A 15,269-nucleotide genomic window follows, 5' to 3' on the forward strand; every position below is an offset into this window, starting at 1 on the left:
TTTGTGGCGGCAATATCACTCAGCGTAAAATCTTATGCCTGCCCGGTCGCACTTAACGTCACCGCGAAGACGCCCGAAAAAGCTCGAACCCGAATAATATTCTTCATCTGAATGATCTCTTCTGCTGTCTTCGTCCTTCTGCCAGCAATAGTCGGACTTGCAATCTGTCGAAAAATGGGCTGCCTATACTGAAAATGGAATAAGGAGCGGTCCCTTGCAGCGCACTTTTCTCCGGTTGGTCGGTTCCTGCTTGCGGTCGGCACTTCTTTCCACGGAGACAAGGGGAAATTACTTCCGGTTCACGATTTTTCAAAAGATTTATCTGTCAGTTATATTATCAATAAAGTTCTTGATCTTGGCGTTATATGATATCGTCACACGTGTGATGGGCAGAGGACGGGGGTTCAAAGCAAAAGCAAGTTAGAGTTGCGGGCTTTTCTTTTATGGAAGCTTAGGCTATTCCGCCCTCCATGACTGAAAGGTCAATTGCAGCTACCGCGCACAATCAGCCGATAGACAGTGCTCGCTGAAGAGGCAGCACGGTGTTTTCTGCGGGCATAAGCCCGGCGATGCTCGACCTACGACGAGAGAGTTTGGAAATGGACCATGGTGTTGACGGTGCCGGACGCGACAGGGGCGCGGCGGAAAATTCAAGTAACCAGCCTGTAGCAAGGACTGGCTTCGGAAGTATTGATGCGATTGTAAAAAACGCCTCCGACTCCGGAACGATTGCACGCCCGCAGATTTTGACGGGTGCTGACTTTGCTCAGGAAGGGCGCCCGGGTGAACGGCTCGACCGCTTCTTCGAGGAGCTTGCACAAACCTATGATGCGTCACCGGCGGTTATCTCCGAAGGACGCGTCTGGACCTATCGCGAGCTGAACAGGCGCGCCAATCAGTTCGCCCGTCTCCTGGCGGATCGGGGCGTGCAGCCCGGCGACCGGGTCGGACTCCTGCTCGACCGTTCCGCCGAGACCTACGTTGCATTGCTGGCCGTGATGAAGGCCGGTGCGGCGTTTGTTCCGCTCGCCACCGCCTTTCCCGAAGAGCGGATGAAGCTCATCATCGAAGATGCCAATGTCGGACTGATCATCACCATTGCGGCCTATTCTTCCCGGGTCGAGCAGTTGCCTGTTCCCCATGTGCTGATCGACGGGGCTGCAGCCGAAATCACCGCCAAGCCCGACAAGCCTTTGCCGTTGAATCCAGCAGCCCCCGCGGCCGAGGACATCTGCTATATCCTCTATACCTCGGGCACCACCGGCAGGCCCAAGGGCGTGGCCATCACGCATCAGAGCATCTGCAACTTCGTCCGGGTCGCCGCCGCATCCTACGGCTATCGGCCGGGCGACCGCGTCTATCAGGGCATGACCATCGCCTTCGACTTCTCTGCGGAAGAGATCTGGGTGCCTTTCGCCGCCGGTGCAACGGTAGTGCCTGCGCCGGGACCGCTGACACTGGTTGGCGAGGAACTGGCTGATTTTCTCCGGGCGAATGACGTGACATGCATGGCCTGCAGCCCGACCCTGCTTTCCTCCATCGAGAGCGATGTGCCCAGTCTGCGGGCGCTGCTGGTGGGCGGCGAGGCATGCTCGCACAACCTTGTGGTGCGCTGGTCGAAACCCGGACGGCAAATCCTCAACACCTATGGCCCCACCGAAGCCACCGTTACCGCCACGATGGGCCTGCTTACACCCGACAGGCCCGTGACCATCGGCGCGCCGCTGCCCACTTACTCCATTGTCGTGATCGATCCTTCCGTGTCGGCACTGACTGAGCCAGGTGAGCTTGGCGAAATCGGCATTGCCGGCATCGGTCTTGCGGTGGGCTATCTCAACCGGCCGGACCTGACGGAACAGAAATTCATTCCCGATTTTCTCGACCTGCCGAACAATCCTTCAAAGCGCATCTACCGGACGGGTGATCTTGGCCGGATCAATGACGATGGCGAGATTGAGTATCACGGGCGCATCGACACCCAGGTCAAAATCCGCGGCTACCGCATCGAACTCGGAGAAATCGAAACCGTGCTGCTGGAGCAGCCCGCAATCGCACAGGCCGCCGTCACGACGTGGGAAATTGAACCCGGCCGTGTCGAACTCGTTGCCTATTATGCTCCCAAGAGCGGCATGCCGCCGATCTCCCGCGCCGACATTGCCGGAGAGCTGAAACGGCGCCTGCCCGACTACATGGTGCCATCCTATCTGGAAGAGCTGGCCGCCATCCCGATGACCGTCTCGAACAAGGTGGACTTGCGCCAGCTTCCCAAGCCGACAAGCGTGCGTTTGTCGGCCGAACGAACCATCACCCCGCCCAGCAATGATGACGAACGCTTTTTGACCGACGTGCTGGCCGAAGTGCTGAAGTTCGACGAGGTGTCCGTGGAGGACAACTTCTTCGACGATCTCGGCGCCAATTCTCTGCTGATGGCCCGTTTCTGCGCGCGCGTCCGCACCCGGAAAGAATGGGCGACGACGTCCATGCGGGATATCTATCTCTATCCCACCGTCGCCCGCCTTGCGCAGCATCTGCGCATACCCGAGGAGATGGCGACCGCCGTCAACGAGCGCGTTCTTACGCACCGGGCGTCGAACATTGCCTATTGGACCTGCGGAGCGGCGCAGCTGCTTTTCTACGGTCTCTATAGCTACTTTGGACTGTGGGCACTGGACCGCGGACTCAACTGGACCTACGACAAGCTCGACGAGCCGCTGCAGCTCTATCTGCGTTGTGTGCTGCTTTCGGGTGGCATCTTCTTTGGAATGTCAGGCGTTGCCATTGTTGCAAAATGGGTGCTTGTCGGGCGCTGGAAGCCGGAAGTCTTCCCAATCTGGGGCTGGCGCTATTATCGTTTCTGGGTTCTGCAGACGTTGATCCGCACAGCCCCTGTTGTGCTGTTCCGCGGCAGCCCGCTCTATAATCTGTATCTGCGGCTCCTCGGAGCCAAGCTCGGACGAAACGCAGTCATTGAGTGCCGCACCGTTCCAGTGTGCACAGACCTCATATCCATTGGCGACAATGCGATACTGCGCAAGGAATCGATGATCCTTGGCTATCGAGCCCAAGCCGGCTATATCCAGACGGGATCGCTGACCATCGGTCACGATGCGTTTGTCGGCGTGGGCTGCACGCTCGACATCGACACCAAGATGGGCGACCGCTCCCAGCTTGGCCATTCTTCCTCGCTTCAGCGCGGACAGAGCATCCCAGACGGTATCCGCTGGCATGGATCGCCGGCAGTGCCGACGACGGCTGACTATTGCAAGGTTCGCAACGTCAATCCGTCCAATATCCGGCGCTTCCTCTTTGAAGCCGTTCAACTGGTGGGCTTGTTTACTCTCGTCACCCCGATCCCGCTGCTGTTCCACAGCTATTGGCAGAATGTCAGCGACGACTACCAGGAAACCATCGGCATCGTGGCGATCGGCACCACCGTCACGTTGTTCGGATATATTGTCGTGGCTTTTTTGGCAGCAACAATCGTGCCTCGCCTGCTCAGTCTGATTTTGAAATCCGGCCGCACCTACACGCTTTACGGGTTCCGTTACTGGTTGCAGACTGTGGTCGAATTCACCAGTAATTCGCGCGTTCTCAATCTCATGTTCGGCGACAGCTCGGCAATCGTCCACTACATGCGCGCCATCGGCTGGAACCTCAACAAGGTGGTGCAGACCGGTTCCAATTTTGGCAGCAACCAGCAGCACGAAAATCCGCTCCTTTGCGAAATCGGCAGCCAAACCATGGTGTCGGATGGGCTTTTCATGATCAACATGCACAAGTCCGCCTCCTCCTTCCGGCTTGAGCATACGAAGATTGGCGACCGCAATTATTTGGGCAACAACATCTACTATCCGCCGGACGGACAGACGGGCGACAACTGCCTGCTTGGCACGAAAGTGATGATCCCCATTGACGGACCGGTCCGTGAGAATGTCGGCCTTCTCGGCTCGCCGTCCTTTGAAATCCCTCGCATGGTCAACCGCGACAAGGAACTTATCGCCGGCATCAGCGAAGAGGACCGGCGCCATCGCCTCAAGTTCAAGAACCGTTACAATGCGATGACAGCGCTGCTGTTTCTGGCGGCGCAATGGGTCATGCTGTTTGTCACGTTGGTGATCTGGGACCGCGCGCTCAACTACTACACCGAATGGGCGCAGACCGCGCTCTTCGTCGCCGTGCTCCTGACGTCGGTCATCACCATTCCATTCTATATTCTGGTGGAGCGGGCAAGCCTCGGTTTCGGCAAGCTGAAGCCGCAGATGACGACGATCTATGACGTTACTTTCTGGCATCACGAACGCCACTGGAAGCTGGCGGATTCGCCCATCATCCGCTTGTTCGCCGGCACGCCATTCCGGCCGATGATCCTGCGCCTGCTGGGCGTCAAGATGGGCCGGAGGGTTTATGACGGCGGCAGCAATCTGACCGAACGTTCGCTGGTGGAAATCGGCGATGATGCCACCCTCAATGAAGGTAGCGTCATTCAGGCCCATTCGCTCGAAGAAGGTGCATTCAAGTCCGATTTCATCCGCATCGGCCGCGGCTGCACGCTCGGACCTGCTGCCTTTATCCATTACGGTGTCGTGATGGGCAACGGGTCGGTGGTGGATGCGGATTCATTCGTGATGAAAGGCGAAGTGCTGGAGCCCAACTCCATATGGCGGGGTAACCCGGCCAAGCTTCATCGCTTTGTCACGCCTGTTCTGAACGGTGGTGTGAAGACAACCGCTTGACCCTCGTCTTCGCGATGTGGATTGTTGAACTGCAAAACGCTCCTGGGATGCTTGCATCCCAGGAGATTGTGTCGGAGATCGCATATTGACAGACCGCCAGGGGAAGACTGTTGACGTCGAGCTCGCACCCGTCACCGAGGCCGTCAGGGCCCTGGTGATATCGCTTGAACTTGCCCCGGAGCAGTTGGATTTTGTTGCAAGCAATACGGAATCCCTGGATGAGGCCGCTCTTGATACGGATGCACGGCCCCGCGTCGTGATGGCCGGGGACCGCGTCGTCGGATTCCTGATGTACGAGGCGCCCGCAGACGATGACGAGGCGACGATCTACCGTTTTATGATCGATCGCGCCCATCAGGGCAAAGGCTATGGCAAAGCTGCCTTGCGCAAGGTGCTGGACGAAATCAGTGGCCTTGGACATGTGCGGCACGTTTCGATCTGCTATGAACCGGAAAACGAAGGTGCGCGGCACCTCTATCGCGCCGCAGGCTTCGTGGAAGAAGGATTGGACGAAGACGGAGAAATGATCGCCGATCTGGTTCTGCCGGTGCAAACGGTTGATCCGTGACACATCCACCCCGCATCTCCGCAAATCCGTCAGCAGAATTAACCCTCCTGGAAGCCATGAATGACATTGCGCCGGAGGGCGTCCGGGTCGGATGCCGAAGTATCCGTGACGGAGATGAGGCCTGCCTGCTGCCCCGGGAAGCGCATTCCATTCCGTCACGCCACCCGGCCAGGCGCCGGGCCAGTGGCGCGGCGCGGCGGGTCGCACGGGGATTGCTGGCGGAACATGGCTTGAACGACGTTGCGATCCTGCGCGCGTCATCCGGTGCGCCGGTATGGCCCATGGGCATGACCGGTTCTCTCGCCCATGACGAGGAAATGGCCGTAGCCGCGATTGCAGCTCTTTCAGCCAAGATCGGCTCAATCGGCATCGATGTCGAACCTGCCACAGCGCTCCCCGATGATATTTTTGCGCTCGTTGCAACCCGGGACGATGTGACAGACGCGGTGGAGCCGAGCCTTGCCGGCCGTGTCCTGTTCGCAGCCAAGGAGGCCGTCTACAAGGCTGTGTATCCGCTCGACCATGACATGCTGGACTATGACGATATCGCGGTGGATTTGAACGCAGGCCACGCGATGACCAGCACGGGACGCAGGGTGAGTCTCACATACTGCATTGCGCCAAGAGTGGTCGCCCTCGCCCTTGTTCGCGGCAGTGGTCCGGTCGGATTCGCCTGACCCGCCCGCCCAAGCGACCGGACGATTTAGTCGGGTGAACCGGATATCCGTTGGAATTTGACTGCAATCCCCACGTCAAATCACCATCTCGGGGCGCAGTGGCTTGCTGCCGGCGGTCAACCATTTTGCAAAATTGATCATCCGCTTCTCCACGACCACAAATACGGCCCATGAGACCAAAATCGTAAGAAGTACACACAAACTCATAACAAGCAGATCGCTCCATTGCCCAGTCAATGGAAAAACCCGGTAGACAAGCGTGCAGACGATCCAATGGAACAGGTATATCGAATAACTGATCTGACCAATAAACGAGAGGAACGCAAAGTTTGGTCGCGCGCTCCGGACCGCAGCAATGAAAACAACCGCCGCGAGCCCATAGGCTCCCAGCACCGGTTGCAATCCAGTGATGACAAAACCATCGTCACGCCCAAGTGAAAAATCTGATATTGCCGCTATTGAAGCAAACTGCACACAAAGCAGGCCGATCGCTGCAAGCCCGGCATATCTAACCTTTTCCATGATGGCGAGACGCAGCAGCAATCCACAGAACAAGAATGACAGATGCAACCCGATATATTGGACGGGAATATTTGCAGAGAAAGAAAGCCGGGCCAAAATCGGCAGAACTGTCGACGCCACGAGGAGAAGTCCAAACGCAAAGATCGCACGAAAATCAAAGAGGAATCCGGTTGCAAACAATGCAGCAGCCAGGAAATAGAACACAAGCTCGATGAACAATGTCCAGTAAATACTGGAAAGCCAGGCTTTCCCGAACAGGGCCGGTGCCATCGTCAAGTTCGCTGTGATCGTCGCAAGGCTCGGCGTGTTCCCGTCACTCCAGTACAACGCTGTCAGCGCGGCAATCGCAACCCATAGCGCCGGATACAGCCGGAACAGGCGCGATATCGCAAATCTCTTGAGAGGCCGATCACCGCGAATGCTGAACGGGACAACGAAACCACTGATCAGAAAGAATAGAACGACGCCGAACCGTCCAAGGTCGATATTATCAATCGACTGGCCAGCGAAGCTGAACAAAGCTCCTGGTCCAGCAGCACTGCTGCGCAGCATGTCGCCGAACATATGTTGAACCAAAACGGAGAGTGCAGCGATAGCCCGCAGGCCATCGATATGTGATAGTCGGTTTAAAGACATGGTTCATCATTCAGCAGTTAGAGAAAATTGTCAGCCTAAAGCAACGAACCGTTACCCGACCCCCCAGCCAACACCGCGCATTCCCCTGAAATTTCGCGTCATGTTGTAGTCTTTGAATATTCTTGTTTCACCCTACCAGTCAGTTGTTACCTATTGCGCCGATAGTTCGGTCAAATTGTCTTAACCTGCTGTAACGAATTTGATAGTGGAGCGCTGAGCATTTGCAGCGGGCTTTTCAAGCGGTGTCAAGCGGTATTGAGCATGATAGCTTATTACGACCGGGTTCTGTTCTTGTCGCTGAAACAATAGATCAAGTTCAAATCGCAAAAGCGACCGATAAGTCTCCCGCTCCGGCGCGAGCCAAGCACATCGCCGAAATAATGCAGTGGGTTGCTCCAAAGCCCATCTCATCTCTCTTCATCGCTTTCACGGCCAACGGTCCGCTTTCAGCGAAACTGTACGCGCGCGCCTAACGCGAGAGCGCCTGGCTTGGATAACGCAATGCCGGATCAAAAGGATTGAGTTTCGCACTGATCGCAGCGGCTTCTGACTTCAAAAGCTCTGTCATCGTAGCGCGGCGCGCATCAGTCAAACGATCGGACAGCGTGCCGATACTGAGAGCGGCGACTGCGCAGCCCCTGTTATCAATGATAGGCACGCCGAGCCCCGCCATGCCTGCTATCATGTCAAAATTGATGTGCGCAGCCCCCAGACGCCGCACTTCCTCTATCTTGATACGCAGATCAACTTCATCAATCTGCGAGCGATCCAGAATGCGTGGCATATTGAACTGAATGATTGCGTCACGCTCCGGTTCCGGCAGAAAAGCCAGGATAGCAATACTTCCCTGGCCGATTCCAAGGGGCACCCTCCCGCCGATATCACCTGTGAAAGACCGTATTGGAAATGGCCCTTCCACGCGATCCAGGCAGACAGCGTCAAAGTTGCTGCGAACGAGAAGAAACACCGTGTCATTCAGGGTTGCCGAGAGCCGAAGGAGCGATGGCCTTGCGATCTCCAGAATACCGTCGCGGCGGCGTGCCTGAGCAGCCATTGAAAAGAACTCGAGGGACAGGCGGTATAGTTTGCTGCCTGGCAATTGCTCGACCAGGCTCTCGGCAACCAGTGATTTCAGCAAGCGGTGGGCCGATGGTTGATTCAACCCGACAGTCAGGGCCAGCTCTTTCAGCCGCATGCCTTCTGCTGGCCCGTGCGAAAGCGCCTTCATGAGGTTTACGGCCTTGTTCAGGCTCGTGCTTGTTTCGACCTGCTGTTTCATTTCCACAACCATTTTTCTGCAAACTAGTACAACAATTTCGTATTTCAGAATTTTTATTAATTTTATTCCAAAATACAAGATTCCATTTGATGAACCCTCCGGATTTGGGTCACTAATAGTGAAACTGCCACAAAGCAACCACGATGGCGGATCTGAATTCAGGGGATTACGGTATGGGATTCTTACACCTCGAACGGGTTTCCAAACTTTACGGAGAGTTTGCTGCCGTTCGTGATTTTGATCTTGAAATCGAACAAGGCGAGTTCATTTCGCTGCTGGGGCCGTCCGGTTGCGGCAAGACAACAACCCTTCAGATGATCGCCGGACTGGTGGCGCCGACAAACGGCAGAATTGCCCTCGACGGCCGGGATATCACGCGGGAGAAACCGGCCAGACGCGGACTTGGCGTTGTTTTCCAGAGCTATGCGCTCTTTCCGCACATGACCGTCGCGCAGAATGTCGCCTTCGGGCTGGAAATGCGGAAAATTGCAAAGGCCGAGCGTGACAGACAGGTTGCGGAAATCCTTTCGCTGGTTCAACTGACCGCCCTCGCCGATCGTTATCCGCGCGAAATGTCCGGTGGCCAGCGCCAGCGGGTGGCAATTGCCAGGGCGCTCGTGATCAAGCCGCCCGTACTGCTTCTCGATGAACCTCTCTCAAATCTCGACGCCAAACTGCGCGAAGAAATGCAATTCGAATTGCGCCGCATTCAACGCGTCGTCGGCATTACCACGATCATGGTGACCCACGATCAGGCGGAAGCCCTGTCGATCAGCGATCGCGTCGTGGTGATGGAAGGTGGCAGGATCACACAGGTCGATCATCCCTACAGCCTGTACGAACACCCGAAGAACAATTTTATTTCCTCGTTCGTCGGAAAGTCGAATTTTCTGGCCGCCCGCGCGGTGAAAGAAACTGCTGGTGTATCGCTGCTCGTTGACAACACGGATCTGAAAATACCGGCAACGGGAAACTATCCGGGCGGCGAACTTTGCCTGTCGGTCAGGCCGGAAAAGATCCGCTTGACGGATCCCGCCGGCGGTATGCTGTGCGGATCAATATCGAGCCGTTATTTTCTCGGAAACCAGTGGCTTCTCAGTGTTGCAACGCCAGCGGGCGAAATATCCGTCTCGGTGGCCAATCTGGGCGCTCCGCCGCCATCTGAAGGAGAGGTCACGGGGCTCGCATGGAACATGGAAGAATGCCGGATACTGGCCGCTGAGCAGGAAGGGATTCTGCAATCATGACAGGCGCAGCGATTAGACCCTCGCCGCGCCTGCCGGCACCATTCATTCTCGCGGCACCGGCCACATTGCTGTTCATCGGGCTTATTCTCTTACCCCTCGCATTGACGGCCGTTCTGTCATTCAATGTCTATGACTACAGCAGCGGCGTGCAGAACCGGTACACAACGGCAAACTATCTGACCGTTCTCCAGGATCCCTATTACCTCGCCATATTCTGGCGGACGTTGCGTCTTGCCTTGCTCACCACGGTGATCACGGTCCTCTTGGGAACACCGGAGGCCTATATTCTCACGCGCATGGGCAAGCCGTGGCGTTCGATCTTCCTGCTTGTCATCATCGGGCCGCTTTTGGTGTCCGTCGTTGTCAGGACCTTTGGCTGGAGTATGCTGCTTGGCCGCGATGGCCTCGTCAATCACGCGCTGGCCATGCTCGGCCTCGAGCCGGTACAGCTGCTTTATACGGAAACGGCCATCGTCATTGCGCTCGTTCACATCATGCTACCCTTCATGGTCATTCCCGTGTGGACGGCTTTACAGAAGCTTGATCCGACGGTTGAAGCCGCCGCACTATCGCTGGGCGCTTCGCGGTTTACCGCCTTGCGCCGGATTGTTTTTCCTCAGGCAACACTCGGTATTCTCTCCGGCAGTCTGATCGTTTTCGGACTTTCGGCCAGTGCCTTCGCCATCCCTGGCCTCCTTGGCGGTCGGCGGCTCAAAATGGCGGCAACGGTGGTCTACGATGAATATCTGATCGAGCTGAACTGGCCGCTCGGAGCGGCGATTGCGATCATCGTGCTGTTGGCAAATCTTGCGATCATGCTGGCCTACAACCGCATGGTGGAGCGTCAGGCAAAGCGGAGGCTCGGATAACGCCATGCAGAAGAATGGTCTCTTTGCCCTCGCGTTTCACAGCCTGATTGTCCTCTTCGTGCTGGCACCCCTGATTGTGGTCTGCCTCGTCGCCTTCACGCCCCAGAACACGCTTTCCCTGCCATGGGATGGCGTGTCCCTGCGGTGGTTTTCGGCGGTCTTCCATCATCCCGACTTCGTCGCTTCATTTTGGAATAGCGCGCGTCTGGCTTTATTCTCGGCAACCATCTCCACGACACTCGCCGTACCGTCAGCGCTCGCCATCACCCGGTATTCATTCAGAGGCAGGGACGCGCTCAATGCCCTGTTTCTGTCGCCGCTCATCATTCCGCATCTGGTGATCGGCGTGGCCTTCCTGCGGCTCTTCTCGTTCATCGGCGCGACCGGTTCTTTCGGCTGGCTCGTGGCTGCCCATGTGATGGTGATCATGCCCTATGCCCTCCGCCTGATATTGGCCGCCCTGAACGGCATGGACCTCAGCGCTGAAATGGCGGCGCGTACACTTGGCGCGGGTGAATGGATCGTGTTCCGGCGGATTACCTTTCCGATGCTTCTGCCCGGCATCAGCGGCGGATGGTTGCTTGCCTTCATCAATAGCTTTGACGAATTGACCATGTCGATTTTCGTGACTGCACCATCAACCATCACCCTGCCGGTGCGCATGTACATGTATGCGAGCGAGTCGATCGATCCAATGATGGCTGCCGTCTCAACCCTGATGATCGCTTTGACGGGCATCACCATGATCATACTCGACAGATTGTTCGGGCTTGATCAACTGCTGGTTGGAAAAGGTTGATGGCCGCACATCATTCCCGGTCGCAGTTTCAGCGTCACTTCAGACGCGATGAAGCGCCCATCCCATTCACGATCGATGGCATTGTATATTCCGGACGGCGCGGCGACACGGTACTCGTGGCCATCATGTCCGTAACAGACCGCCTGCGCCAGAGCGAGTTCACCAGTGAGCCGCGTGCAGGGTTCTGTCTTATCGGAGCGTGTCAGGATTGCTTCGTGACCCTTGCCTGCGGAGCACGGGTGCGGGCGTGCACCACGCCTCTCGAGGCGCAGATGGCATTCATAACAAGAGAATCCGGCAATGAATGATACGTCACCCCCGGTGGTTGTTGGAGCCGGGCCTGCAGGCATCTGCGCCGCAAAAACGCTTGTCGCTGCGGGGTTGCGCCCGATCGTGATCGACGAAGGTTTCCGTGCCGGTGGTCAGATCTATCGCCGTCCCTACCTCGATGACGGCCGCAGCACCACAGATCTTTATGGCTCGGAAGCAGCCAAGGCCACCAGACTGCACCGTGAATTCGATGCCCTGCTCCCGTCCATCGATTACCGGCCGCAGACACTGGTCTGGAATATTGCGGACAATCAGCTCCACCTCATGGTCAATGGAGATCATCAGCAGATCGGCTTTCAAAATCTGATCCTGTCGACCGGCGCCACCGACCGTGTGCTGCCTTTTCCCGGCTGGACTTTGCCGGGCGTCTATACGTTGGGCGCAGCCCAGACCGCACTGAAAGCACAGGGCTGCACCATCGGCAAAAAGGTCGTTTTCCTCGGATCAGGCCCGCTTCTCTACCTTGTCGCCTGGCAATATCTGAAGGCCGGCGCCAGCGTGGCCGCTGTACTCGACACAGCTCCGTTCACCGCCAAGCTCAATCTTCTCTCCGCATTCCGGTTCGATCCGCGTCTCGTGCTCATCGGCATGTCCTATGCGGCAAGGCTCGTTCGCCGCGGCGTAAAGATTCGCTACAACGTTCGCCCAACGGGTGTGGACGGCTCTCAACATGTCGAGGGGCTGAGTTTTAAATCCGGCGCAAAGACATATTCCATAGCGTGTGACGCAGTTGCATACGGTTTCGCGCTTCGTCCCGAAACACAATTGGCAGACCTTGCGGGCTGTTCATTCCGCTTTGATGGCCGGGATCGTACGTGGTTGCCGGTAACGGATGAGACTGGCCGCACGAACCGCAAGGGCGTTTACCTCGCCGGTGATGGCAGCGGCATTGCCGGTGCCGATGCTGCGGAGATTTCAGGCGAACTTGCCGCCCTCGCCCTGATCCAGGATTCCGGAGCGGTGGCTGATCGCGGGCGAATGTCTGTGCTTGCGAAAGCACGCCGACGGAAAGCCAAACTGAGGGATGTTCTTGAAAAGGCATTCCCATTCCCGGAAAACTGGTTTGAACAGGTTCCGGGCGAGACAAAACTCTGCCGCTGTGAGGAAATCACCGTTTCCTCCGTTGTTGACACGGTGCATGGAAACGACCTTCGTGAGCTCAACCGGCTGAAAGCGCTGAGCCGCGCGGGTATGGGGCGCTGTCAGGGCCGCATGTGCAGCGCGGCTTTGGCGGAAGTTCTTTCATCCACGCAAAAGCTCACACTAACGGAAATCGGACGCTTGCGGGCGCAGGCGCCGGTCAAGCCACTACCGCTGTCTTTGCATGAGGGCGGCGCATGACCCGGCGTTTCTCTGCAGATATTGCTATCGTTGGTGGCGGCCTTGTCGGCAGCTCTGCCGCACTTGCACTGCGCTTGGCTGGCCTCTCGGTCATTCTCATCGACAAAGGCTTTTGCGGGGCGCAGGCAAGCGGCGTCAACTATGGTGGCGTGCGGCGTCAAGGCCGCTCCGTAGCTCAGATCCCGCTCTCACAACGCGCCCACCAGATCTGGCCGAGATTGAAGGAGTTGATCGGGATCGATGGAGAATACCAGCGTAGCGGGCATCTGAAACTCGCACGCACGCCGGAGGACTTCGCAAAGCTCGAACACTATGCCGAAACCGTAAAATCCTTTGGTCTTGATCTCGAGCTGTACACCGGCGCGATGGCAAAAGCCCGGTTTCCATGGCTGTCCGGAAACATTGCCGGCGCTTCGCTGTGTCCGGACGACGGACAGGCCAATCCCCGGCTGGTATCGCCGGCCTTCGCCAAGGCAGCACGGGATGCCGGGGCGATTGTCCTTGAACAGACCGCTGTCCATGCGGCGGGGCGCGCAAATGACGGGTTTGCCCTTCAGGCGGGCGCGGACTGTGAAATAACCTGTCGCTTCCTCATCAACAGTGCCGGGGCATGGGCCAACAAAATTGCCGCCGACTTCGCCGAGCACGTGCCGCTCTCCCGCATCTATCCCTCGATGGTCGTGACCGAGCCTCTGGCACCGCGATTGCCCGTCAGCCTCGGCGAGGAAGGCGGCGGTTTCTACTGCCGGCAGGTGACGCGCGGGAACTACATCATGGGTGGCGGGCGTGGTTATGCCCTTGCCGATCCTGATTTTTCCCGTCCATCCACCACGGCCGCGCAATCCGTCATGAAACGAGCCACCACACTTTTCCCGCATCTTGCCGGCGCGCACGTGATCCGTTTCTGGTCGGGTACGGAAGGCCAACTTCCCGACAACAATCCTGTCATTGGCCCAAGCGGCACGACACCGGGCCTTTTCCATGCGTTCGGTTTTTGCGGCGCCGGTTTTCAGGTGGCACCGGCAGTTGGTGCCGTCCTGTGTGACCTCGTCACATCAGGCGAAACAGCAACGCCGATCGAGGCTTTCTCGATCGAACGCTTCAGAAACATGTCTCCACAACACAACGAGAAAAAGGGAACTCACAATGAAACAGTTGAATAATTGCCTGGTATCCACGATCGCTCTGACGGTCGCAGGACTAACCGCCTCGCACGCTCAGGCTGAAACGAAAACGCTCTACGTTGGAATGAATGGCGGAAATTACGAACGCACATTCACACAGGACGTTTTTCCTGAATTCGAAAAGGCCAATGACGTCAAGATCGTCGTCGTGCCCGGAACATCCGCCGATATTCTCGCCAAGGCGACGGCGGCGAAAGATAACCCGCAGATGCATGTCATGTTCCTGGACGACGGCGTCATGGTTCGGGCAATCGGTACCGGACTTTGCCAGAAACTGCGGCCTTCACCGGTTCTTGACGACATCACGCCCGGTGCACGGCTGAAAGATGACATGGCTGTCGGCATCGACATGGGCATGACGGGCCTTGCCTACAACAAGCAGATGTTTGACCAGAATGGCTGGAGTGCACCCACATCATGGATGGATCTTGCCGATCCAAAATTCAAGGGCAAGGTGGTCTTCCAGTCGGCTTCCGTCTCGACGTTTGGTCTCCATGCGTTTCTGATGTTCAACCGCATCCAGGGCGGCGATGAGAACAATGTCGAACCGGGATTCGAGAAATTCGCGGATACGGTTGGCAAGAATGTCCTGGAGTATATCTCCAGTTCGGCAAAAATTTCGGAAATGGTCCAGACCGGCGATGCAGCGATCTTTCCGCTCACGCCGACTGCCGTCAACAATCTGAAGGAGAAGGGCATTCCGGTTGAGTATGCCCAGCCAAAGGAGGGATCTGTTGTGCTGACGGTCTCCGAATGTGTGATCGCAAACAACAGCGAGCCGGAACTCAGCCAGAAACTGGCCCAATATCTTCTTTCTGCCGAGGCGCAAGCCAAGGCGCTGGACAAGGGTAACATCGTCCCTTCAAACGTCAAAACCCACGCAGGAACGGCTGGAGGCGAAGAAAAGCTGACTGCCTTTCAGACCTATATGAGCAATGCTAGGGTTGTGGATTGGGACGCAATCAACAAGAACCGGCCCGAATGGAACAACCGCTGGAACCGCAAGATCGAACGGTAATCCATGGTGGTGGAGCGCAGCACCGATCAAGGCTGCGCTCACCGCTTTGATGGACGAAGGCGCTGT

At 57.1% G+C, this 15,269-nt stretch carries 12 protein-coding genes; 10 read left to right on the forward strand and 2 right to left on the reverse strand.

The window, feature by feature from the left end; all coding sequences use genetic code 11:
* Positions 1 to 599 precede the first annotated feature (599 nt).
* The 3 genes from AC1Q5O_RS22320 to AC1Q5O_RS22330 all read left to right on the forward strand — a co-directional run bounded on the left by AC1Q5O_RS22320 (position 600) and on the right by AC1Q5O_RS22330 (position 5,978).
* A complete protein-coding gene (locus AC1Q5O_RS22320) occupies positions 600 to 4,733 on the forward strand; it encodes a Pls/PosA family non-ribosomal peptide synthetase (protein ID WP_492566018.1) in 4,134 nt (1,377 codons plus the stop codon).
* 85 nt (positions 4,734 to 4,818) lie between these two features.
* Positions 4,819 to 5,301, forward strand: coding sequence for a GNAT family N-acetyltransferase (locus AC1Q5O_RS22325; protein ID WP_464663832.1), 483 nt, complete (start codon positions 4,819 to 4,821; stop codon positions 5,299 to 5,301).
* A 56-nt stretch (positions 5,302 to 5,357) separates the two neighbouring features.
* Entirely contained in the window at positions 5,358 to 5,978 is a 621-nt protein-coding gene (locus tag AC1Q5O_RS22330) for a 4'-phosphopantetheinyl transferase superfamily protein (protein WP_492566021.1), read from the forward strand.
* 75 nt (positions 5,979 to 6,053) lie between these two features.
* On the opposite strand, the gene AC1Q5O_RS22335 is transcribed toward AC1Q5O_RS22330, so the two are convergent.
* Together AC1Q5O_RS22335 and AC1Q5O_RS22340 are read right to left on the reverse strand one after the other, a co-directional pair.
* Positions 6,054 to 7,136 (reverse strand): acyltransferase family protein, encoded by a 1,083-nt coding sequence (locus tag AC1Q5O_RS22335; protein ID WP_492566023.1) that lies wholly within the window; start codon positions 7,134 to 7,136, stop codon positions 6,054 to 6,056.
* 469 nt (positions 7,137 to 7,605) lie between these two features.
* A complete protein-coding gene (locus AC1Q5O_RS22340) occupies positions 7,606 to 8,415 on the reverse strand; it encodes an IclR family transcriptional regulator (RefSeq protein ID WP_492566024.1) in 810 nt (269 codons plus the stop codon).
* Positions 8,416 to 8,588: 173 nt separating this feature from the next.
* On the opposite strand from AC1Q5O_RS22340, the gene AC1Q5O_RS22345 reads away from it, so the two are divergent.
* The 7 genes from AC1Q5O_RS22345 to AC1Q5O_RS22375 are packed head-to-tail and all read left to right on the forward strand — an operon-like array spanning position 8,589 to position 15,203.
* Positions 8,589 to 9,662, forward strand: coding sequence for an ABC transporter ATP-binding protein (locus AC1Q5O_RS22345; protein ID WP_492566026.1), 1,074 nt, complete (start codon positions 8,589 to 8,591; stop codon positions 9,660 to 9,662).
* Positions 9,659 to 10,531, forward strand: coding sequence for an ABC transporter permease (locus AC1Q5O_RS22350; RefSeq protein WP_492566028.1), 873 nt, complete (start codon positions 9,659 to 9,661; stop codon positions 10,529 to 10,531). The genes AC1Q5O_RS22345 and AC1Q5O_RS22350 overlap by 4 nt, the downstream gene beginning before the upstream one ends.
* A gap of 4 nt (positions 10,532 to 10,535) precedes the next feature.
* A complete protein-coding gene (locus tag AC1Q5O_RS22355; protein ID WP_492566030.1) occupies positions 10,536 to 11,330 on the forward strand; it encodes an ABC transporter permease in 795 nt (264 codons plus the stop codon).
* Positions 11,330 to 11,638 (forward strand): (2Fe-2S)-binding protein, encoded by a 309-nt coding sequence (locus AC1Q5O_RS22360; RefSeq protein WP_492566032.1) that lies wholly within the window; start codon positions 11,330 to 11,332, stop codon positions 11,636 to 11,638. Before AC1Q5O_RS22355 ends, AC1Q5O_RS22360 begins: the two co-directional genes overlap by 1 nt.
* Positions 11,631 to 13,001: an FAD/NAD(P)-dependent oxidoreductase gene (locus AC1Q5O_RS22365; RefSeq protein ID WP_492566034.1), complete on the forward strand. Its 1,371-nt coding sequence runs from the start codon at positions 11,631 to 11,633 to the stop codon at positions 12,999 to 13,001. Before AC1Q5O_RS22360 ends, AC1Q5O_RS22365 begins: the two co-directional genes overlap by 8 nt.
* Complete coding sequence (locus AC1Q5O_RS22370) at positions 12,998 to 14,164, forward strand: NAD(P)/FAD-dependent oxidoreductase (RefSeq protein ID WP_492566036.1); 1,167 nt, start codon at positions 12,998 to 13,000, stop codon at positions 14,162 to 14,164. The genes AC1Q5O_RS22365 and AC1Q5O_RS22370 overlap by 4 nt, the downstream gene beginning before the upstream one ends.
* Positions 14,148 to 15,203 carry an ABC transporter substrate-binding protein gene (locus tag AC1Q5O_RS22375; protein ID WP_492566037.1) on the forward strand — a complete coding sequence of 352 codons (1,056 nt, stop codon included), beginning with the start codon at positions 14,148 to 14,150 and terminating at the stop codon, positions 15,201 to 15,203. Before AC1Q5O_RS22370 ends, AC1Q5O_RS22375 begins: the two co-directional genes overlap by 17 nt.
* Positions 15,204 to 15,269: the final 66 nt, after the last annotated feature.

The sequence above is a fragment of the Phyllobacterium sp. MT110 genome, from assembly GCF_058792715.1.

What these genes read in the sequence shown, in the direction of transcription:
- AC1Q5O_RS22320 (WP_492566018.1), top strand. Translation starts at nt 600, where the DNA reads ATGGACCATGGTGTTGACGGTGCCGGACGCGACAGGGGCGCGGCGGAA.
- AC1Q5O_RS22330 (WP_492566021.1), top strand. Translation starts at nt 5,358, where the DNA reads ATGAATGACATTGCGCCGGAGGGCGTCCGGGTCGGATGCCGAAGTATC.
- AC1Q5O_RS22335 (WP_492566023.1), bottom strand. Translation starts at nt 7,136, where the DNA reads ATGTCTTTAAACCGACTATCACATATCGATGGCCTGCGGGCTATCGCT.
- AC1Q5O_RS22340 (WP_492566024.1), bottom strand. Translation starts at nt 8,415, where the DNA reads ATGAAACAGCAGGTCGAAACAAGCACGAGCCTGAACAAGGCCGTAAAC.
- AC1Q5O_RS22345 (WP_492566026.1), top strand. Translation starts at nt 8,589, where the DNA reads ATGGGATTCTTACACCTCGAACGGGTTTCCAAACTTTACGGAGAGTTT.
- AC1Q5O_RS22350 (WP_492566028.1), top strand. Translation starts at nt 9,659, where the DNA reads ATGACAGGCGCAGCGATTAGACCCTCGCCGCGCCTGCCGGCACCATTC.
- AC1Q5O_RS22355 (WP_492566030.1), top strand. Translation starts at nt 10,536, where the DNA reads ATGCAGAAGAATGGTCTCTTTGCCCTCGCGTTTCACAGCCTGATTGTC.
- AC1Q5O_RS22360 (WP_492566032.1), top strand. Translation starts at nt 11,330, where the DNA reads ATGGCCGCACATCATTCCCGGTCGCAGTTTCAGCGTCACTTCAGACGC.
- AC1Q5O_RS22365 (WP_492566034.1), top strand. Translation starts at nt 11,631, where the DNA reads ATGAATGATACGTCACCCCCGGTGGTTGTTGGAGCCGGGCCTGCAGGC.
- AC1Q5O_RS22370 (WP_492566036.1), top strand. Translation starts at nt 12,998, where the DNA reads ATGACCCGGCGTTTCTCTGCAGATATTGCTATCGTTGGTGGCGGCCTT.
- AC1Q5O_RS22375 (WP_492566037.1), top strand. Translation starts at nt 14,148, where the DNA reads ATGAAACAGTTGAATAATTGCCTGGTATCCACGATCGCTCTGACGGTC.